Annotated in this window: 19 protein-coding genes; 10 read left to right on the top strand and 9 right to left on the bottom strand. The window is 57.5% G+C overall.

The window, feature by feature from the left end; all coding sequences use genetic code 11:
* Window positions 1-1,119 (bottom strand): PTS sugar transporter subunit IIC (locus HMPREF9538_RS06335; RefSeq protein WP_009485920.1); only part of this gene is annotated, 1,119 nt, incomplete at its 3' end.
* A gap of 299 nt (window positions 1,120-1,418) precedes the next feature.
* Here HMPREF9538_RS06335 and HMPREF9538_RS06340 point away from each other — a divergent pair.
* Window positions 1,419-2,420: a LacI family DNA-binding transcriptional regulator gene (locus HMPREF9538_RS06340; RefSeq protein ID WP_004229436.1), complete on the top strand. Its 1,002-nt coding sequence runs from the start codon at window positions 1,419-1,421 to the stop codon at window positions 2,418-2,420.
* Here HMPREF9538_RS06340 and lysA read toward each other — a convergent pair.
* Window positions 2,413-3,675, bottom strand: coding sequence for a diaminopimelate decarboxylase (gene lysA, locus HMPREF9538_RS06345; protein WP_009485919.1), 1,263 nt, complete (start codon window positions 3,673-3,675; stop codon window positions 2,413-2,415). The genes HMPREF9538_RS06340 and lysA overlap by 8 nt on opposite strands.
* 136 nt (window positions 3,676-3,811) lie before the next feature.
* On the opposite strand from lysA, the gene HMPREF9538_RS06350 reads away from it, so the two are divergent.
* Window positions 3,812-4,738 (top strand): LysR family transcriptional regulator, encoded by a 927-nt coding sequence (locus tag HMPREF9538_RS06350; RefSeq protein ID WP_002915991.1) that lies wholly within the window; start codon window positions 3,812-3,814, stop codon window positions 4,736-4,738.
* Here the strand turns inward: HMPREF9538_RS06350 and HMPREF9538_RS06355 are convergent.
* Window positions 4,704-5,417, bottom strand: a complete 714-nt coding sequence (locus HMPREF9538_RS06355; protein ID WP_002915992.1) for an aspartate/glutamate racemase — start codon at window positions 5,415-5,417, stop codon at window positions 4,704-4,706. The genes HMPREF9538_RS06350 and HMPREF9538_RS06355 overlap by 35 nt on opposite strands.
* A gap of 139 nt (window positions 5,418-5,556) precedes the next feature.
* Between HMPREF9538_RS06355 and HMPREF9538_RS06360 the strand changes: the two genes are divergently transcribed.
* From HMPREF9538_RS06360 to HMPREF9538_RS06380, 5 genes are all read left to right on the top strand, one after another.
* Entirely contained in the window at window positions 5,557-5,883 is a 327-nt protein-coding gene (locus tag HMPREF9538_RS06360; RefSeq protein ID WP_009485918.1) for a cupin domain-containing protein, read from the top strand.
* Window positions 5,884-6,335: 452 nt separating this feature from the next.
* A complete protein-coding gene (locus HMPREF9538_RS06365) occupies window positions 6,336-7,226 on the top strand; it encodes a carbohydrate ABC transporter permease (protein ID WP_002915995.1) in 891 nt (296 codons plus the stop codon).
* Window positions 7,219-8,121, top strand: a complete 903-nt coding sequence (locus tag HMPREF9538_RS06370; protein WP_002915996.1) for a carbohydrate ABC transporter permease — start codon at window positions 7,219-7,221, stop codon at window positions 8,119-8,121. Before HMPREF9538_RS06365 ends, HMPREF9538_RS06370 begins: the two co-directional genes overlap by 8 nt.
* Before the next feature lie 12 nt (window positions 8,122-8,133).
* Window positions 8,134-9,261, top strand: a complete 1,128-nt coding sequence (locus HMPREF9538_RS06375) for an ABC transporter ATP-binding protein (protein WP_004149643.1) — start codon at window positions 8,134-8,136, stop codon at window positions 9,259-9,261.
* Window positions 9,262-9,277: 16 nt separating this feature from the next.
* Complete coding sequence (locus tag HMPREF9538_RS06380) at window positions 9,278-10,564, top strand: ABC transporter substrate-binding protein (RefSeq protein ID WP_009485916.1); 1,287 nt, start codon at window positions 9,278-9,280, stop codon at window positions 10,562-10,564.
* Between the two features lie 59 nt (window positions 10,565-10,623).
* Here the strand turns inward: HMPREF9538_RS06380 and HMPREF9538_RS06385 are convergent, their stop codons facing one another.
* The 4 genes from HMPREF9538_RS06385 to HMPREF9538_RS32460 all read right to left on the bottom strand — a co-directional run bounded on the left by HMPREF9538_RS06385 (window position 10,624) and on the right by HMPREF9538_RS32460 (window position 14,930).
* A complete protein-coding gene (locus HMPREF9538_RS06385; RefSeq protein ID WP_009485915.1) occupies window positions 10,624-11,967 on the bottom strand; it encodes a carbohydrate porin in 1,344 nt (447 codons plus the stop codon).
* A gap of 121 nt (window positions 11,968-12,088) precedes the next feature.
* Complete coding sequence (locus HMPREF9538_RS06390) at window positions 12,089-13,522, bottom strand: glycoside hydrolase family 32 protein (RefSeq protein ID WP_009485914.1); 1,434 nt, start codon at window positions 13,520-13,522, stop codon at window positions 12,089-12,091.
* A 19-nt stretch (window positions 13,523-13,541) separates the two neighbouring features.
* The gene (locus HMPREF9538_RS06395) at window positions 13,542-14,783 is read right to left on the bottom strand and encodes an MFS transporter (protein ID WP_009485913.1); all 1,242 of its coding nucleotides are present in this window, start codon (window positions 14,781-14,783) and stop codon (window positions 13,542-13,544) included.
* 12 nt (window positions 14,784-14,795) lie between these two features.
* Complete coding sequence (locus tag HMPREF9538_RS32460; RefSeq protein WP_004143987.1) at window positions 14,796-14,930, bottom strand: hypothetical protein; 135 nt, start codon at window positions 14,928-14,930, stop codon at window positions 14,796-14,798.
* A 94-nt stretch (window positions 14,931-15,024) separates the two neighbouring features.
* Here HMPREF9538_RS32460 and HMPREF9538_RS06400 point away from each other — a divergent pair, with 94 nt between their 5' ends.
* Window positions 15,025-16,020, top strand: a complete 996-nt coding sequence (locus tag HMPREF9538_RS06400; RefSeq protein ID WP_004149647.1) for a LacI family DNA-binding transcriptional regulator — start codon at window positions 15,025-15,027, stop codon at window positions 16,018-16,020.
* Here HMPREF9538_RS06400 and HMPREF9538_RS06405 read toward each other — a convergent pair.
* Both HMPREF9538_RS06405 and kduD read right to left on the bottom strand, forming a co-directional pair.
* Complete coding sequence (locus HMPREF9538_RS06405; RefSeq protein WP_002916001.1) at window positions 16,017-17,438, bottom strand: sugar porter family MFS transporter; 1,422 nt, start codon at window positions 17,436-17,438, stop codon at window positions 16,017-16,019. The genes HMPREF9538_RS06400 and HMPREF9538_RS06405 overlap by 4 nt on opposite strands.
* Before the next feature lie 295 nt (window positions 17,439-17,733).
* A complete protein-coding gene (gene kduD, locus HMPREF9538_RS06410) occupies window positions 17,734-18,495 on the bottom strand; it encodes a 2-dehydro-3-deoxy-D-gluconate 5-dehydrogenase KduD (protein ID WP_002916003.1) in 762 nt (253 codons plus the stop codon).
* 212 nt (window positions 18,496-18,707) lie between these two features.
* Between kduD and HMPREF9538_RS33165 the strand changes: the two genes are divergently transcribed.
* Together HMPREF9538_RS33165 and HMPREF9538_RS06420 are read left to right on the top strand one after the other, a co-directional pair.
* Window positions 18,708-18,839: a hypothetical protein gene (locus tag HMPREF9538_RS33165; protein ID WP_009485911.1), complete on the top strand. Its 132-nt coding sequence runs from the start codon at window positions 18,708-18,710 to the stop codon at window positions 18,837-18,839.
* 143 nt (window positions 18,840-18,982) lie between these two features.
* Window positions 18,983-20,158: an oligogalacturonate lyase family protein gene (locus HMPREF9538_RS06420; protein WP_002916048.1), complete on the top strand. Its 1,176-nt coding sequence runs from the start codon at window positions 18,983-18,985 to the stop codon at window positions 20,156-20,158.
* Window positions 20,159-20,243: the final 85 nt, after the last annotated feature.

Below are 20,243 nucleotides of genomic sequence, written 5' to 3'. Positions count from 1 at the left end.
GGTCAGGGTGGCGAAATAGCCGATGCTGCCGGTCACCAGCGGGGTGATGATAAACGGGATGGCGAGGATCGGGTTAAGCATGATCGGCATCCCGAAGATCACCGGCTCGTTAATATTGAACAGCCCCGGGCCTATCGACAGCTTGGCGATCTCTTTCATCTCTTTGCGCCTGGTGGCGATCATCACCGCAATCAGCAGGCCGATGGTCAGCCCCGAGCCGCCGATGCTCATGTAGACATCCCAGAAGGGCATCGTGATGATGTTCGGTACCTCTTTCCCCTGCTCAAAAGCGCTCATATTGACAGTGATCGCTCCCAGCAGCAGCGGCTCGCGGATCGGCTTGATCATCTGGTTGCCGTGAATGCCGATCACCCAGAACAGCTGGGCGACGAACATCAGCAGCAGGATCCCCGGCAGGCTCTGCACCACCCGCTCCAGCGGCTGCTGCACCACCTGGTAGACCGCATCGTAGAGATACATTCCCGTCAGCTGGTGAAAGAGAAAACCAAAGGTGGCGATCGCGGTGGTGGTGATGATCGCCGGGATCAGCGCGGAAAAAGAGGCAGAGACGTTCGGCGGCACGGTATCCGGCATTTTGATCTTCAGTCCCTTGCGCCCTTCCAGCCAGCAGTAAATCTCCACTGACAGAATGGCGATGAACATCCCAAGGAACAGACTGCGGGTATCGGAAAACTGGCGCAGCAGGACATCTTTCACCACGTGCATCTGGCCATCGACCATCATCTCCACCGTGGTCGGCGTGACGCAGATAAAGCAGATCACCGCCAACAGGCCGGGAAACAGGCTTTTGATGCCGTTGATTCGCCCCAGCTCAATACCGATCAGAAACACGGCGCCGATATTGAGGAAGTTGAGCGTAGCGTAGTTAAGCGCGCTGGTGATCGGCTTCAGCGCCGCAAGAAAGGAGAGCGAGGAAAAGCTGGCGAGCCCATTCTTCGGATCCAGCACCATATTGGAGATCAGCACCGAAAAGGCCCCGACGATGATCACCGGCATCAGGGTAATAAACGCCGATTTGATCGCCATAATGTAGCGATAGCTGTTGAATGTCGTCGCGAAACGCCCCAGCGCGTCGATCAGTTTGTCCTGTAATGCCATAAAAGAGTACCTCAGAGTAAAGGGCTTATTGCGGCCAGGTGAACAGCCAGAGACTTTTGGCATACCAAAACATAGTCGCCAGGCAAAAATAGTTCTGTGACAGCGCTCGCAACGCGCACAGTGGTATCCCAAATATCCGATAAAATCGACATTGGCATACCAGAGTCTGTCGGCTCGTCAGTTCCTGCCAAAAGCGTGATCGCGATGGTTTTTCCGCCCCGCCCCGTCGATATGTCCCTTTTCGGTCTGTGATAAACTGCGCTTTACCACGTGAAATCAGGAATCGATGAATGGCTACAATGCTGGATGTCTCAATTCGCGCAGGCGTCTCGAAAGCGACGGTTTCCCGCGTGTTGAACGGCACAGGTCAGGTGAAAGAGAGCACCCGCCAACAGGTCTTTAAAGCGATGGAAGAGCTGGGCTACCGGCCCAATTTCCTTGCCCGCTCGCTGGCCAATCAGACCAGCAATAGTATCGGGCTGGTCGTCTCCACCTTCGACGGCTTCTACTTTGGCCGTCTGCTGCAGCAGGCGTCACGCCAGACCGAAGCCTGGGGAAAGCAGCTTATCGTCACCGACGGCCATGATACGCCGGAGCGCGAAGAGGAAGCGGTGCAGATGCTCGCCGACCGGCAGTGCGATGCGATCATCCTCTATACCCGGCACATGAGCGAGAAGGCGATCATGTCGCTGATTAACTCGATCGCCATGCCGCTGGTGGTGATTAACCGCGATGTGGCGCAGGCCCGCGAACGCTGCGTGTTCTTCGAACAGCAGGAAGCCGCCTTCCAGGCCGTGGAGTATCTGATTACCCAGGGCCACCGCGATATCGCCTGCATCACCGTCCCGATGCATACCCCTACCGGCCAGGCTCGCCTGCAGGGCTACCGCAACGCGCTGATAAAACATGGTATTGAGTGGGATCCGAGCCGGGTGAAGTATGGGGACTCGACAATGACCCGCGGCTACGAACTGTGCCGGGAACTGCTGGACGAGAAAGCCCGCTTCAGCGCGCTGTTTTCCTGTAACGATGATATGGCGCTGGGGGCGTCAAAGGCGCTGCATCAGGCGGGGCTGCGTATTCCACAGGATGTGTCGCTGTTTGGCTTCGACGATGCGCCAAGCGCGAAATGGCTGGAGCCGGGGCTGTCGACAGTTTATCTGCCGATCGACAACATGATCACTACGGCTATCGACCAGGCGATCAAGCTTGCCAATCAGCAGCCGATAGAAACGATCCCGCCGTTTACCGGCACGCTGGTGCTTCGCGAGTCGGTGACGACGGGACCTTTTTTTAAATAAGCTCTAAGGCCAGCAGCTCCTGGATGGTCTGGCGACGGCGGATCAGCCGCGCCTTGCCGCCATCAAACAGCACCTCCGGCAGCAGCGGACGGCTGTTATAGTTGGATGACATCGAAGCCCCGTAGGCGCCGGTGTCATGGAGCACCAGATAATCCCCAGGCGCTCCCGCCGGCAGCAGGCGGGTCTCGACTTTGCCCCCCTCCTGCTGGGTAAAGACATCCCCGGATTCGCACAGCGGCCCGGCCACCACGGTTTCGACCTGCGGCGCGGCGCTGAGATCCCGGCCATCCCCCGCCAGAGCGGTGATATGGTGATAGCTACCGTACATTGCCGGGCGCATCAGGTCGTTAAAGCCGGCGTCAATCAGCACGAAGTGACGGCTGCCCATCTCTTTCACGCTGCGCACCTGCGACACCAGCACGCCGGACTCGGCCACCAGGAAGCGTCCTGGCTCAATCTCCAGTTTCACCGGGTGCCCCAGATGGGCCGCGATCTGCTCCCGGGCGCGGTTCCACAGGCCATAATAGTGGGCGGTGTCGATGGCCTCTTCACCTTCGCGGTAAGGAATCGACAGACCGCCGCCGGCGGAGATGGCCTGCAGATCCTGGCCAAAGTCGACGACCTGGCGCACCATCGCGCCGCACACCTGCTCCAGGTGACCATAGTCAACGCCAGAGCCGATATGCATATGGATCCCGACCAGCTGCAGCTGATAGCGACGCATCACTTCCAGCGCCGCCGGCAGGTGGCTGTACCAGATGCCATGCTTGCTATTCTCACCGCCGGTATTGGTTTTCTGGCTGTGGCCGTGACCAAATCCCGGGTTGACGCGCAGCCAGACGCGATGGCCCGGCGACACCTCGCCCAGCTGGCTCAGCATGTCGATCGAGCCGGCGTTCACCGGGATCTGTAACGCCTTCACCCGATCGAGGGTGGCGTCGTCGATCAGATCGGCGGTGAAGACGATATCCTCGGGATTCTGCTGCGGATCGTAGCCTGCCGCCAGCGCCCGCTCGATCTCCCCCAGCGACACCGAGTCCACCTTCACCCCCTGCTCACGCATCAGACGCAGAATATGAATGTTAGAGCAGGCTTTTTGCGCAAAACGCACCACGTCGAACTGGCTGAGCTGGGCTATCTGGCGGCGAATAATCTGCGCATCATAGACCCAGACCGGGCAGCCAAATTCCGCCGGCAGGCGCAGCAGGTTGTCCGCGGTCAGGTCAGTATCGGTGGCGTAAAGCGAGTGTGGCATAAGAACTCCGGTGCAGTGCGTGTGTTGGTCGCTGTTTTTTCTGATTACGCCACAGTGACAGACGAATAAAAAATATCGTTTTATCGCGACTCTATGCAAAAATGATATGGTTCCAGCCGAGCCTCACGGAGACCGCATGCCAGCCGTCAATTTGCGTCATATCGAAATCTTTCACGCGGTGATGACCACCGGCAACCTGACCGAAGCGGCGCGGATGCTGCACACCTCGCAACCCACCGTCAGCCGCGAGCTGGCGCGCTTTGAGAAGGTGCTCGGCCTGCAGCTGTTTGAGCGGACCCGCGGTCGCCTGCAGCCGACGGTGCAGGGCCTGCGTTTGTTTGAGGAGGTTCAGCGCTCCTGGTATGGCCTGGACCGTATCGTCAGCGCCGCCGAGAGCCTGCGCGAGTTCCGCCAGGGCGAGCTGTCGATCGCCTGTCTGCCGGTGTTTTCCCAGTCCTTTCTGCCGCTGCTGTTGCCGCCGTTTCTCGCTCGCTACCCGGAGGTCAGTCTGCAGATCGTCCCCCAGGAGTCGCCACTGCTGGAGGAGTGGCTCTCCGCCCAGCGCCATGACCTTGGCCTGACGGAGACCCTGCATACCCCCGCGGGCACCGAACGCACCCCGCTGCTGACGCTGAATGAAGTCTGCGTGCTGCCCGCCGGCCATCCGCTGGCGGCGCAGGCGACACTGACCCCCGCCGATTTTCAGGGCGAAAACTACATCAGCCTGTCGCGCACCGACAGCTATCGCCAGCTGCTCGACGCCCTGTTCCTTGAGCATCAGGTTAAACGGCGGATGGTGGTCGAAACCCACAGCGCGGCCTCGATCTGCGCCATGGTGCGCGCCGGCGCCGGGATCTCGGTGGTGAATCCGTTAACCGCCCTGGACTATGCCGATAGCGGCGTGGTGGTGCGCCGCTTCAGCGTCGAGGTGCCGTTTACCGTCAGCCTGATCCGCCCCCTCCACCGCCCGCGCTCGGCGCTGGTCGACGCCTTTGTTGCCCACCTGCAGCAGAGTCTGCCGCAGATCCTCACGCCGCTGGCGTCGGTCCTGCAGAGAGCATAAAGTTGACCGCGTCTTCCGCGTGGATCGCCGCGGTGTCAAAGACCGGCAGCGGGCTGAGCTCGGCAGGCACCAGCAGGCCAATCTCCGTACAGCCGAAAATAACCCCTTCCGCCCCCTGCTCCGCCAGGGCGGCGATCGTCTGCAGATAATAATCCCGCGACGCCTCGCTGAAGGTGCCGAGACAAAGTTCGTCGAAGATGATCTGATTGATCTGCGCCCGATCGTCAGCCTCAGGGATCAGCGTCTCGATGGCAAACTGCTCCTGCAGACGACCGCGGTAAAAGGTCTGCTCCATGGTATAGCGGGTGCCCAGCAGCGCGACCCGGCGCTGACCTTTGGCGGCAATCGCCCGTCCGGTGGCATCGGCAATATGCAGGAAGGGAACCTGGCAGCGGGCGGCGATGGCATCTGCGACTTTATGCATGGTGTTGGTGCACAGGACAATGCCTTCGGCCCCCGCCTGCTGCAGCCCGACCGCAGCCTCAGCAAGGATCTCTCCGGCGCGATCCCAGTCGCCGGCGGACTGGCAGGCTTCGATGTCGTGAAAATCGACGCTGTGCAGCACCAGGCTGGCAGAGTGCAGGCCGCCCAGTCGCGCCTTAACGCCCTCATTGATCAACCGATAATAGGGGATCGTGGACTCCCAGCTCATGCCGCCTAACAGGCCAATGGTTTTCATCTTCTGCTCCTTATGTCGTTTCTGCCAGTGAAGCAAACTTGTGATCAACTTTCCACTTCTCTGGCCGCGTATTTCTTTTTCATGAAGAGTGGGATAAGTTAAATGAAACAATGTTTCACTTTAACAACAGGACTGCCCGATGTTTATTTTCCATAAAGACACCCCCCTTGAAGCCCTCGGCAATGGCGTAACCCGCCGCATTCTGGCCCACGACGGCAAAATGATGGCCGTGGAGGTGAATTTTGCCGCCGGCGCCGTCGGCCCGATGCATAACCATCCTCACGAACAGCTCACCTATGTGCTTTCCGGCGAGTTCGAGTTCACCATCGGCGAGGAGACGCGCGTCGTCAGCGCCGGCGATACGTTGTATAAGCGGCCGGGGATTATGCACGGTTGCGTCTGCCTGCAGCCCGGCACGCTGCTCGATACCTTTACTCCCATTCGCGAAGATTTTCTTGAAGGCTAATCCATAACGGGGGCGTTCGCCGTCCCCGGTTACTGCCCGGCGCCCTTCAATAAAAAGATGCTGTCACAATCATTATCCTGGTAATAATATTTCCCGCTCAGTTAAGCCTAATTTTTCATTCCTTTCAGGCGCCCTTTACGGCCAAAATGCTTACCACCTCACCTTTTTGAAACATCGTTTCGACTTTGATCACATTTCCATCCTGATCTGCATGACGCAGAAACAAATCGCAATAAAATGAAATTAAAACGATGTTTTATAAAAAACAGTTCAGCATAAAAAAAGGGGCTGTCAGCCCTTACCTGCTAGACCAGTTAAAGAATAACCCATTAATTAACAAGGACATGTTAAGCAGAGGAAGCGTTCAGACATTTTTGCGTTGTCAGGCGTAAAAGGCCGACAGCGCGGCGTCACCGGATCCGTATTACAACTCGTAAGCCAGGTAGGTATGTATGAATGAAAACAAGCTGCTGGGATTGGCATGGATATCGCCCTATATCATCGGGCTGATCGTCTTTACCGCTTTTCCCTTTGTTTCATCTTTCTTTCTCAGTTTTACCGAGTACGACTTGATGAGCCCGCCGGTATTTAACGGCATCGAAAACTATCGCTATATGTTGACCGAGGATAGCCTGTTCTGGAAATCGATGGGGGTGACCTTTGCCTACGTCTTTTTAACCATCCCCTTAAAACTGGCTTTCGCCCTCGGCATTGCTTTTGTGCTCAATTTCAAACTGCGCGGCATCGGCTTTTTCCGCACCGCCTATTACATCCCGTCGATCCTTGGCAGCTCGGTGGCGATTGCCGTGCTGTGGCGCGCCCTGTTCGCCATTGACGGCCTGCTGAACAGTTTTCTCGCCGTCTTTGGCATCGATGCCATCAACTGGCTGGGGGAACCCTCCCTGGCGCTGATGTCGGTCACCCTGCTGCGCGTCTGGCAGTTTGGCTCCGCGATGGTCATCTTCCTCGCCGCGCTGCAGAACGTTCCGCAGTCGCAGTATGAGGCGGCAATGATTGACGGCGCCTCAAAGTGGCAGATGTTCATGAAGGTCACCGTGCCGCTGATCACCCCGGTGATTTTCTTCAACTTTATTATGCAGACCACCCAGGCGTTCCAGGAGTTTACCGGCCCGTACGTGATAACCGGCGGCGGTCCGACCTATTACACCTACCTGTTCTCACTCTATATCTACGATACCGCCTTTAAGTACTTCGACATGGGCTATGGCGCCGCGCTGGCGTGGGTGCTGTTCCTCGTCGTGGCGGTCTTTGCGTCGATCGCCTTTAAGTCATCGAAATACTGGGTCTTCTACTCCGCCGATAAGGGAGGCAAAAATGGCTGATATTCAACAGATGGCGCCGGTGATGAGCGACGCCGATCGTGAGGTCGCCCGTACGCTGCGCCGGGAAAAGGTGAGCCGGGTGGTGCGCTACGTCGTGCTGATATTCGTCGGCCTGCTGATGCTCTACCCGCTGGCGTGGATGTTCTCCGCCTCGTTCAAGCCGAACCATGAGATCTTCACCACCCTCGGGCTGTGGCCTGCCCACGCCACCTGGGACGGGTTTATCAACGGCTGGAAGACCGGCACCGAATACCATTTCGGCCACTATATGCTGAACACCTTTAAGTATGTGATCCCGAAAGTGGTGTTAACGATCATTTCCTCCACCATCGTGGCGTACGGCTTCGCACGCTTTGAGATCCCGTGGAAGAAGTTCTGGTTCGCAACGCTTATCACCACCATGTTGCTGCCGAGCACCGTCCTGCTGATCCCGCAGTACCTGATGTTCCGCGAAATGGGGATGCTGAACAGCTATCTGCCGCTGTACCTGCCGCTGGCCTTCGCCACCCAGGGATTCTTCGTCTTCATGCTGATCCAGTTTCTGCGCGGCGTGCCGCGCGATATGGAAGAGGCGGCGCAGATCGACGGCTGCAACTCCATCCAGGTGCTGTGGTATGTGGTGGTGCCGATCCTCAAGCCGGCCATTATCTCGGTGGCGCTGTTCCAGTTTATGTGGTCGATGAACGACTTTATCGGTCCGCTGATCTACGTCTACAGCGTCGATAAGTATCCCATCGCGCTGGCGCTAAAAATGTCTATCGACGTCACGGAAGGCGCGCCGTGGAACGAAATTCTGGCAATGGCGAGCATCTCTATTCTGCCGTCCATCATTGTCTTCTTCCTGGCTCAACGCTACTTCGTGCAGGGCGTGACCAGCAGCGGAATCAAAGGTTAAGAGGGAAATATCATGGCTGAAGTGATTTTCAACAAACTGGAAAAAGTCTACTCCAACGGGTTTAAAGCGGTGCATGGTATCGACCTGAAGATTGCCGATGGCGAATTTATGGTGATCGTCGGCCCCTCCGGCTGCGCCAAATCGACCACCCTGCGCATGCTGGCGGGCCTGGAGACCATCAGCGGCGGCGAGGTGCGGATTGGGGACAAAATCGTCAACAACCTGGCGCCTAAATCCCGTGGCATCGCGATGGTGTTCCAGAACTACGCCCTCTATCCGCATATGACGGTGCGCGAAAACCTCGCCTTTGGCCTGAAGCTGAGCAAGCTGCCGAAGGCGCAAATCGACAGACAGGTGGAAGAAGCGGCGAAAATTCTCGAACTGGAAGAACTGCTCGATCGCCTGCCGCGCCAGCTCTCCGGCGGCCAGGCGCAGCGCGTGGCGGTGGGCCGGGCGATCGTCAAAAAACCGGACGTCTTCCTGTTCGACGAACCGCTCTCGAACCTTGACGCCAAGCTGCGCGCCTCGATGCGGATCCGCATTTCCGATCTGCATAAGCAGTTGAAAAAATCTGGCAAACCGGCGACCACCGTCTACGTCACCCACGATCAGACGGAAGCGATGACCATGGGCGACCGCATCTGCGTGATGAAGCTCGGCCACATTATGCAGGTTGATACCCCGGACAATCTCTACCACCAGCCGAAAAATATGTTTGTCGCCGGGTTTATCGGCGCGCCGGAGATGAATATTCGTCCCAGCCAGCTGGTTGAGCACGGTGGTCGCCTGCATTTGACGCTGGGCGATCAGCGGCTGCCGCTCAACGATCGGCTGCAAAGCAAAGTTGAAACCCATAAGAATCAGCAGGTGTTCTTTGGCGTGCGCCCGGAGTTTGTCTCTCTCTCCGATGAACCGTTTGCCGAAGGTTCCTGCGCGGGTGAAATGGTACGCGTAGAAAACATGGGACATGAATTCTTTGTTTATCTCAGGGTTGCTGATTATGAGCTGACCGCCCGCGTGCCGTCGGACGATGCGAAGCCGATGATTGCCAAGGGACTGAATCGAAAAGTCTATTTCACCTTTGATCTCAACAAGTGTCACATCTTTGACGCCAAAACCGAACAGAACCTCTCTCTGTGAACCCTGGAGCATAACAATGAAAAACGTGCTGATAAGCGCCACCCTCTCCGCCACCCTGGGCCTTAGCGCCTTCTCTTCGCTAGCGCAGGATGTCGACCTGCGTATGTCCTGGTGGGGGGGCAACGGCCGCCATCAGGTCACCCTCAAGGCGCTGGAGGAATTCCACAAACAACATCCCGACATCAACGTCAAAGCAGAATACACCGGCTGGGACGGCCATCTTTCACGCCTGACCACCCAGATTGCCGGCGGTACCGAGCCTGACGTGATGCAGACCAACTGGAACTGGCTGCCGATCTTTTCGAAAAATGGCGATGGCTTTTACGATCTGAATGCCCTGAAAGACGAGATCGACCTCAGCCAGTTCGACGCCAAAGAACTGCAGTCCACCACGGTCAACGGCAAGCTTAACGGTATTCCAATTTCCGTCACCGCCCGCGTCTTCTACTTTAACGACGAAGCATGGAAAAAGGCGGGCATCCCCTTCCCGAAAACCTGGGATGAACTCATGGCGGCGGGAAAAACTTTCGAAAGCAAGCTCGGGAAACAGTACTACCCGGTGGTGCTCGAACACCAGGACGTGCTGGCCCTGCTCAACTCTTATATGGTGCAAAAATACAATCAGCCGGCCATCGATGAGAAAGGGCGAAAATTCTCCTACAGCAAAGCGCAGTGGGCGGATTTCTTCGGTATGTATAAGAAGCTTATCGACAGCCATGTGATGCCGGACACCCGCTACTATGCCTCCTTCGGCAAGAGCAACATGTACGAAATGAAGCCGTGGATCCAGGGCGAATGGGGCGGGACCTACATGTGGAACTCCACCATCAACAAATATTCCGATAACCTGAAGCCGCCGGCGAAGCTGGTGCTGGGGGAATACCCGATGCTGCCGGGCGCCACCGATGCCGGACTGTTCTTCAAGCCCGCGCAAATGTTGTCGATTGGCAAATCGACGAAAAACCCGCAGGCGGCGGCGAAAGTGATTAACTTCCTGCTGAATAGCAAAGAAGGGGTGGATATTCTTGGACTGGAGCGCGGCGTGCCGCTGAGTAAAGCGGCGGTCACCTACCTGACCGAGGATGGGGTAATCAAAGCCGACGATCCGGCGGTGTCCGGCCTGAAGCTGGCGCAATCCCTGCCCACCGCTCTGCCGGTCTCCCCGTACTTCGACGATCCGCAGATCGTCGCCCAGTTCGGCACCACCCTGCAGTACATCGACTACGGTAAAAAGTCGGTGGAAGAAGCGGCCGAGGACTTCCAGCGCCAGACCGACCGCATTCTGCGCCGCGCGATGCGCTAACCTGCCCGCCTGAACTCTCCCGTGGCGTCCGCCGCGGGAGAGCCTGCCTGCGTATCCTGTCAGAAGAAATATTTAAAGCGCACCCGGGCGCCGTAGCGTTCATCGGGATTCCCGCTCTTCGCTGCCGTGGAATCGAGCCACGAGGCATAGGCGCCAAGGTAAATATTGAAGTTCGGCATCGCCATGATATTCGGCAACTGCCAGGAGGTGTGCAGGGTATGGATGTCATAGCGCCCCGGCGCCAGGATAGCGCAATCGCCATCGCATTCGCTGGTCACCCCGGCCATATTGAACTGGTCGATTTTATTGTGCGCATAGATATAGCCCAGCTCCACGCGATGCCAAAGGGCGTTGATCCCGGCGCTGAAGTCGGTTTCGTCCGCCGCGTCCAGCAGGGCGGTACTCAGATTAACCACCGCCCCATCCTGCGGATCGCTTTTCAGGGTGTTCCAGCTCATGGTCAGCCCGTAGCCGGTGCGGTTTGACTGGTCGACCCAGCGTCCGCTCTGGCTCTGATAGCCGTAAGCATTGTTGACGAGATTGCTCTCTATCGCCGCGGCCGCCGACCAGGCGCCGGACTGCCACGCCGCCACCGGCCGCACGTACACCACATTTTTGCGGTTTTCCAGCGCGTTACCATGATAGTTCTGATCGACAAACAGCGAACTGCCGTCCTCCACCAGGGTGTTAACTTCGAAATACCAGTTATCCACCGTTTTGCTAAACAGAAGGTTACCGCCGCTGCTGCTGCGCCCGCGCCCCTCTTTCATCATGTAAATATAGCCATAGCCATCGGAATAGAGATCGTTGGCGGTATTACCTGAATATTCAATAAAGGTATCCTGATTCAGCGGGAACATATCCCAGGCTTCAAAGCGGCCTATTTTTATTTTCCAGTCATCCTGCTGGCCGAAGAAAAATACCGCATCATCAAGATTCATTTTGCCATCCATATCCGCCAGAGGCTGCACGCTGAATCCGGCATATTGCCCGTCGGCGCCATTCCGTCTGCCATCGAAACCCAGCAGAATACGACCGTTAATATCCCAGCGCTCTTTATCGCCGGGCGCCCAGCTTTTATTCGCGCTGGTTTTGACCGACGTCAGACTGCCGGTGCGACTGGCGCCATCGAGGTTAAATTCGACGTCGCCATAAAATTTTAATTCGCCATTGTCATTTAGCTGCAAACGCGGCGAAGCAGGCACCGCGCGGGCGACCGTCGCGGCCTGCTGCTGGCCTTTCAGCGTCTTAATTTCCGCCTCTGCGCTGGCGGCGCGCGCCTCCGTCGCCTTTAGCCGCTGCTCCATTTGCGCCAGTCGCTCCTCCAGCGATAACGGCGCCTGCGCCATAACGGATGGCAGATACAGAGACGTCAGAAAACACCCGACCCAGATTTTATTCATCGGTAAACCCTTTTATTATGGAATGAACTGAATTTTTTATTAATGGGTAACGCACGACGATGCAGGCAATAATAACCCGCCCATCGTCAAAGACGGGTTATTAACGACAACAGCCTTATTATTATTCGAGCTGCCAGGCGCCGGCTTCGTTTAATGCCGCCGAGCCGCTCCAGGCAAATAACGCTAATTCACGGCGGGGAGCCTGCGGATAGATACGGCTGCTCAGGCAAGCTTCGCCGTCATTGACAAAAACCTCCACCGAAGAGCTATCGAAAAATATTCGCAGGTTGAGATCCGCCCCGGCGGTCAACGGCACGCTGCGCGTTCCGCACAGGCCATACTGCGGATAATGCCGCTCCAGCACCAGACGCTGCTGTTGGGCATCCACGTAGATGCGCAGGCCATCGCCAAAGCGCAGACCATACTGCTCGGCGCTGCTGCGGGCGCAGTCCCAGCGCAGATTCACCTCCATCGCCTCGCAGTTGTCGACCATCGTCGTCTGCTGGTTGTTCAGGGTGCTGACCGGCCACGGGAACCAGGCGCCGCGCAGGCTCTCCACTTCTTTCGCCGGGCGCATCTGCAGGCGGTCATCCGCACTCAGGCTCAGCTCGCGCGGCAAGGAGAGCATGCCCGCCCAGCCGTCCTGCTGCTCCGGCAGCGGCGATTCCCACATATCCAGCCAGCCAATCACGATCCGCCGGCCATCGGGGGTGGCGAAGCTTTGCGGGGCATAGAAATCGTGGCCGTTATCCATCTCCCGGAATTCGCCATGGCGAATAAAACGCTGGCCTGGCTGCCACTCGCCGATCAGATAGCCGCTCTGGAACAGATTACGGTTGTTGAACCCCGCGGCCTGCATCCCCTGTGGGGAAAACATCAGAACGCGTTTGCCGTTGAGGGTGAAGAAGTCCGGGCACTCCCACATATAGCCCATGGTGCTTTCCGCTTCATCCAGCACCCCCGCGTCCTGCCACTGGCGCAGATCGGCTGAACGGTACAGCCGCACCTGGCCGGTATCGCCTTCGCGCGCGCCGACGATCATGTACCAGCTGTCTCCCTCCCGCCAGACCTTCGGGTCGCGGAAATGGTGCATGCCCGGCGGGGTGTCGACCACCATCCCCTGGCGCTCGAAGTGGATCCCGTCCCGGCTGGTGGCCAGGCACTGTACCTGATACAGATTGGCTTCGTCGCCAGGGTCGCCGTGGAATTTATGCCCGGTGTAAATCAGCGCCAGGGTATCGCCATCGACCACCGCCGAGCCGGAGAAGCAGCCGTCTTTATCCTCCGGCCCCTCCGGCGCCAGGGCCACCGGCAGATGCTCCCAGTGCACCAGATCCTTGCTCCGCGCATGCCCCCAGTGCATCGGCCCCCACTGGGTGGAGTACGGGTGATGTTGATAAAAAGCATGGTACCAGCCGTCGAACCACACCAGACCGTTTGGGTCGTTGATCCACCCGGCGCGGGCCGCCAGGTGATAGTGCGGATACCAGCGCAGATTGAGCGCCTGGCGTTGTGTCTGGAGTACCTGTTCAGCCCGGGAGATTGTGTAAGTCATCGTTTTCACTCTTTTTGATTCAGATAGCGGTAGGTTGCGACATCAGCGGATCGGCGGAGGATTTGCCGGAGCGCAACAAGAAGATGGAAATAAAGGTGGTGCAGAACACCAGCAGGCCCATGATCAGATAGGACTGGGCGAAGCCATATTTTTCATAGCTGTAGCCCGCCAGCGGCGACAATACGCTGGCGATAATCGAGCTGGTGCAGGCGAAGCCCACCAGATAGAGGGTGGAGGAGAGACGTTTATCGAAGTTGAGGCTGTTGTACTTAAAGATAGCCACCAGCAGTATCGGCAACTCCACCGCGTGCAGCAGTTTGGTGATGGAGATCAGCAGCGGCCCCTCCACCAGACCGGAGGCCACCATGCGCATCGCCATCACCATGCCGGCGAAAATCAGACCGTTTTTGGCGCCGATGCGGTTCACCAGCCACGGCGCGCAGAACATGCCGGCCGCCTCGAGGAACACCTGGAAGGAGTTGAGGTAGCCATACATCTCATTGCCTTCCTGCAGGGTCGCGAACTGCGATGAGAAATAGACCGGGAACTGCTGGTCATAGACGCCGTAAATGCAGGTGCCGATGACGAAGAAGACCAGCGCCCAAAAGCGCGGCAGCGTCAGCAGGCGCAGCGCATCTTCGAGGGTCACCTTACCGCCCGATACCGCCTCCTGCATCGCATGCGGCGCCGAGGAGACCCGCAGCCGCGCCAACAGGATAAAGAACACCAGCCCGGAACAGCTGGCGACGAGGAAGTTTAGCTGCGGATTGATGTTAAACAGCAGGCCGGCGAAGAAGGTGGCCACCGCCCAGCCCAGCGAGCCCCACATCCGCGCCCTGCCGAATTCAAACTGGCTCTGACGCGCCACCCTCTCGGTGTAAGATTCCAGCACGCCGATGCCGCCGTTAAAGGTCAAACCGATATAGATCCCGCCAAAGATGCTGCCCAACAGGACGTTGATTTTCAGCAGGTGGCCGAACAGCAGATACGCCGGACCAGAGAGGATCAGCAGCGCGGTGATATACCAGAGCAGATGTTTGCGCAGCCCCAGCTTGTCCTGGATAAATCCATAGCAAACTTGCGCAAACAGCGCGGAAACCGACAGTACGGCATAGATAATACCGGTATCGCCTGCCTTCAGCCCAACCTCCTGGTGAAGCCAGATAGAGAGCAAGGAGCCGGATGACGACCAGGTCACGAAAAAGAAAAACAGTAAGGCACTGAGCAACGGGTAGCTGTGTGAGTGAGGCGCTTTCATCATGACATTCTCGTGTTAGAGGAATGCAATTATGGTAACGTTAACAAAAAACAAAACGCAGGTGGATTCGCTGCGATATATGATGTTAATCACAAAAGTTAACGTTAACATAATGAAGATGCGATCGCGATCAAAAATCAACCGCAACATAGCTCACGACGGCGATAGCAGAAAATCGTTTCACTCTTTTACATCAGCGACTTAGTTGTATAGCCTGTACTCTGCGGCAATGGCGGAGGAAAAAATGGCGTCCCTGAAAGATGTAGCAAAACTGGCGAATGTATCTCTGATGACCGTCTCACGGGCGCTGAACACCCCGGAGCGGCTGAAGCCTGAGACGCTGGCCCGCGTGCAGGCCGCCATCGCCGAAACCAACTACGTCCCCGACCTGTCGGCGAAGAAGATCCGCGGGGCGCGCGCAACCCCCAGCACCATCGGCGTGCTGGCGCTGGATACCGTGACCACGCCCTTTTCGGTGGAGATCACCCTCTCGATCGAAGAGACGGCCCGCGCCCACGGCTGGAACAGCTTTGTGGTCAATATGTTTTCTGACGATCGTCCGGAAGCGGTGGTCGACCTGCTCCTCTCCCATCGTCCGGACGGCATTATCTTTACCACCATGGGCCTGCGCCAGGTACCACTGCCGGAAAAACTGCTGACTCTGCCCTGCGTGCTGGCCAACTGCGAAAGCCTCAGCCAGCCGGTGGCCAGCTATATCCCGGACGATGAACAGGGGCAGTACGACGCGGTGAAAGCCCTGCTTGCCGCTGGCTATCGTCGTCCGCTGTGCCTGCACTTACCCGCCAGCCAGCCGGCGACGATCCGCCGCCGCCGGGGGCTGGAGCGCGCCTGCCGGGAGGCCGGTATCGAACCGGACCATCTGAGCCATTCGTATATGGGCCAGGGCGATGAGCATTACCACGATATCCCGGCGGTGGTGCTGGCGCATATCCGCGAGGGTAAACCTGGCTTTGACTCAGTGATCTGCGGCAACGATCGCATCGCGTTTATGGTCTATCAGACGCTGCTGGGCCAGGGGTTACGCATTCCACAGGACGTGGCGGTCGTGGGATACGACAACATGGTGGGCATTGGCGATCTGTTTCTACCGCCGCTCTCCACAGTGCAACTGCCGCATTATGACATCGGGCGCCTGAGCGCCCTGCATATCATTCACGGCGACAACCATCGGGAGACGCGCAAAGTCGCCAGCCCGTGGTTGCCGCGCGCCTCACATTAACGATTACCGATGTTGCGCAGCTTCTCGCCCGCCATCAGGTTGCGCTCAATGTGCTCGAGGGTGACATTCTTGGTTTCCGGGATCAGCCAGAAGGTGATGCCGATAAAGGCCACGTTGAGCGCCGTGTAGAGCCAGAAGGTGCCGGCGGCGCCAATCGCGTCAAGCAGCGTCAGGAAAGTGGCGCCGATGATCATGTTCGACACCCAGTTGGTGGTGGTCGAGCAGGTGATACCGAAGTCGCGGCATTTTAGCGGCTGGATCTCGGAGCAGAGGATCCACACCACCGGCGCCGCGCTCATCGCATACCCGGCAATACACATCATGGTCATGCCGACGGAGAGCCAGGAGAGGCCGCTGGATGCGGTGCCATTGTCGAACTGCATCAGGCAGTAGCCCAGCACCAGAGTGCCCAGCGCCATCACGCTAAAGCCGATTTTCAGCGCTGGCTTGCGGCCCGCTTTATCCACTGTGAACACCGCAATAAAGGTGGCAAACATAAAGGTCAGGCCCACCACCAGGGTGGCGATCATCTGCTGTTCAGTAGTGGTAAAGCCCGCCATTTTAAAGATACGCGGCGCATAGTACATGATGATGTTCATGCCGGTGAACTGCTGCATCGCCTGCAGCAGCATGCCCAGGAACACCGCCCGGCGCACGTTACGATTGACCTTAAACAACGCCCAACCGCCCTGCTTCAGCTTGAGGCTCTCACGGATCTCGTTAAGCTCGTCGCGCGCCTTTTCCGAGGTATCGCGCAGCATCCGCAGCACTTCTTCCGCTTCGATATGGCGTCCCTTCTCCGCCAGCCAGCGCGGGCTGTTCGGCAAAAAGACGACCAGAATGATCAGGATCACCGCCGGCAGCGCCAGCACGCCCAGCATGGCGCGCCAGTTACCGCTGTAGCTAAAGGCGGTATCGGAAAGAAACGCCAGCACAATGCCAAGGGTGACCATCAGCTGATACATACTGATCATTTTCCCGCGCACGTTCTCGCTGGCCATCTCGGAGAGGTACAGCGGCGCGGTATAAGAGGCAATCCCGACTGCCACGCCCAGCACCACGCGGGCCACCAGCAGCACCTCCACGCTGGCGGCAAAAGCGGATCCGATAGAGCCGGCCACAAAGAGTACGGCCCCCGCCATCAGGCTGTATTTACGGCCAAGGCGGAACGACAGCCAGCCGTTAAACAGCGCGCCTATCGCCGCCCCCAACATCATGCTGCTAACCACCCACTCCTGAAGCTGGCTGGATAAGGTGAAATGGTCGGTTATAAAGGGCAACGCTCCGGATATCACGCCGATATCCAGGCCAAAAAGCAAGCCCGCCACCGCCGCGGCGATGGAAACAAACCAGTTCATCCGCCGGGTATCACGTTGCGTCCGCGGCGATAATGTAGAGTCGTTACTGATTGAAGTCATTTTTTTCCTGCCACACAGAGTAAGACATAAGACGAAAGTACGTGACTGGTGGATGAATGGGTCAGGCAGGATAAGCCAAAGATATGGACTATATTGCTGGCAGGATGGGTTTTGTGATGGACATTAAACTTTCAAAGTAACAAAAAATGCGTTTCCAATAGTTAATAACCCTGTTTATACAGAGCGGTAACATTATACCCGTATTCCGGAGTATGGACGATCCGCACTTTTGCGTATGGACAATAATTGCTCAGATGGCCGGAGCGATACGACAGACCCCGGCCATCGCGGACGGTTAGCGCGCCAGCCAGCCGCCGTCCACCGCCACCGTGTAGCCATTGATGTAATCGGAGGCTGAGGAGGCAAGGAACACGACTGGCCCCATCAGATCGGCCGGTAGCCCCCAGCGCCCGGCGGGAATGCGATCGAGGATTTCGCTGCTACGCTGCTCGTCGGCGCGCAGCTGCTGGGTGTTGTTGGTCGCCATATACCCCGGGGCGATGGCGTTGACGTTGATGTTGTGTTTGGCCCACTCGTTGGCCAGCAGGCGGGTGACGCCCATCACCGCGCTTTTGGATGCGGTATACGACGGCACGCGGATCCCCCCCTGGAACGACAGCATGGAGGCGATGTTAATGATCTTCCCGCCGCTGCCCTGGGCGATAAAGTGTTTCGCCGCCGCCTGGGACATAAAAAATACGCTCTTGATGTTGAGGTTCATCACGTCGTCCCAGTCTTTTTCGCTGAACGCCAGCGCGTCCTCGCGGCGAATCAGGCCGGCATTGTTGACCAGAATATCAATATGGCCGAACTCCGCCACCGCCCGCTCCAGAAGCTGAGGAATACCGTCGATCTGGCGCAGGTCGGCGGTCAGGCTGAGAAAACGGCGTCCCAGCGCGGTTACCCGCTCGATAGTCTCCACCGGTTCGACGATATTGATACCAACAATATCGCAGCCCGCTTCCGCCAGCCCGAGGGCCATCCCCTGCCCTAAACCGGTATCGCATCCGCTCACGACGGCCACTTTTCCCTGCAGGGAGAATGCATCAAGAATCATATTATGTTCCTTAGTCGTTCAGAGCCTGCTGTTTGCAGGCAAGGTTCTCTCGGCCCGGTCCGCGCCGGCGGCGCGACTGAGCGTGGGGCGAACTCTCGGGCATAGCCCACCATAATGAAAATAAAACAGAGTTCCGTTTTGCTGATGGGTGCCATCTTAGCCCCGCCCCCAGCCATTTTCAATATTATTTAAAACGATGTTTCATTTTTTTTATGATGACGATTACAAAAAAAGAAAAAGCGAAGGAGCCTCCCGGCACGCGCCAGGCCGGAAAAGGTTTTGAAAAGATGAAGATTCTACCGATTGTCTGCAGAGGTGCCGAAGCGAAGCCAGCAGACCGCTGAAAACGCGGGAATTACGCTGAACTGCGTGAGCCATCACAAATAATGAAACAATGTTTTGATAAATTAACACCTGTCTTTTAAAACATATCACTCAGCGACACGCCTCTGGTCCAGCGGCATCGCAGGAAAGAAAGGAGCACTACATGGCTAAAGGCATGCGGGTCAAACTGAATTATCACGTCAGCCACGATCCGGATACCGGGGCGGAAGTCACCCGCTTAACCCCCCCGGAGGTTACCTGTCATCGCAACTACTTCTATCAGAAGTGCTTTTTTAACGATGGCAGCCATTTACTGTTCGCCGGCGAGTTTGACGGCCACTGGAACTACTATCTGCTGAATATCGCCAGCGCCGAGGCCGTCCAGCTAACCGAAGGCGCCGGGGATAACACCTTCGGCGGCTTCCTCTCCCCGGACGATAAGTCGCTTTATTACGTGAAAAATGACCGTATCCTGCTGGAAGTCAACCTGACCACCCTCGCCGAGCGCGAAGTTTATCGCGTTAGCGATGACTGGGTAGGGTATGGCACCTGGGTGGCAAACAGCGATTGCAGCAAACTGGTGGGCATTGAGATTGCCAAAAGCGACTGGACGCCACTCAACGACTGGCAGATTTTCCATGATTTCTTCCATAAAGGACCGCACTGCCGCCTGCTGCGCGTCGACCTGCGCAGCGGTGAGAGCCAGGTGATCCATGAGGAAAAAATCTGGCTGGGACACCCGATCTATCGTCCCTTCGACGACCATACCGTCGCCTTCTGCCATGAAGGGCCGCACGATCTGGTGGACGCCCGCATGTGGCTGGTCAACGAGGATGGCAGCCATGTTCGCAAAGTCAAAGCGCATGCTCCAGGCGAAAGCTGTACTCATGAATTTTGGGTGCCGGACGGTTCGGCGCTGATCTACGTCTCCTATCTGAAAGGCCAGCAGGGGCGGACGATCTATCGCTTTGATCCCGAAAGCGGCGTCAACGAGGCCCTGATGACGATGCCGGCCTGCTCGCATCTGATGAGCAATTTCGATGGCACGCTGCTGGTAGGCGATGGCTCAGGTACACCGGTGGATGTCAAGGATACCGGCGGCTACTCCATTGATAACGATCCCTGGCTGTATGTCTTTAACGTGGCGGAAAAGCGCTACTTCCGCGTCGCGCGCCATGATACCTCGTGGGCGACGGTGGCCAACAGCCGCCAGGTAACGCACCCGCACCCCTCATTTACCCCGGACGATAGCGCCATTCTGTTCAGCTCCGATAAAGACGGTAAACCGGCCATCTATATCGCGAAATTACCCGCGCACCCGTCAATGCTGAGCGCCTGATCCACGCCACACTTCTTTCTGTAACTGGCCTTTCCCCCCCCCCCCTTTCCGCGTGTTTTTTTTTTTTTTTTTTTTTCTCCTCTCT

Source organism: Klebsiella sp. MS 92-3 (genome assembly GCF_000195655.1).
In the GTDB taxonomy this organism is placed as follows: Bacteria; Pseudomonadota; Gammaproteobacteria; order Enterobacterales; family Enterobacteriaceae; genus Klebsiella; species Klebsiella pneumoniae.
Note: the sequence above shows the minus strand (reverse complement) of the source record. Positions and strands in the feature narration are given on the sequence as shown.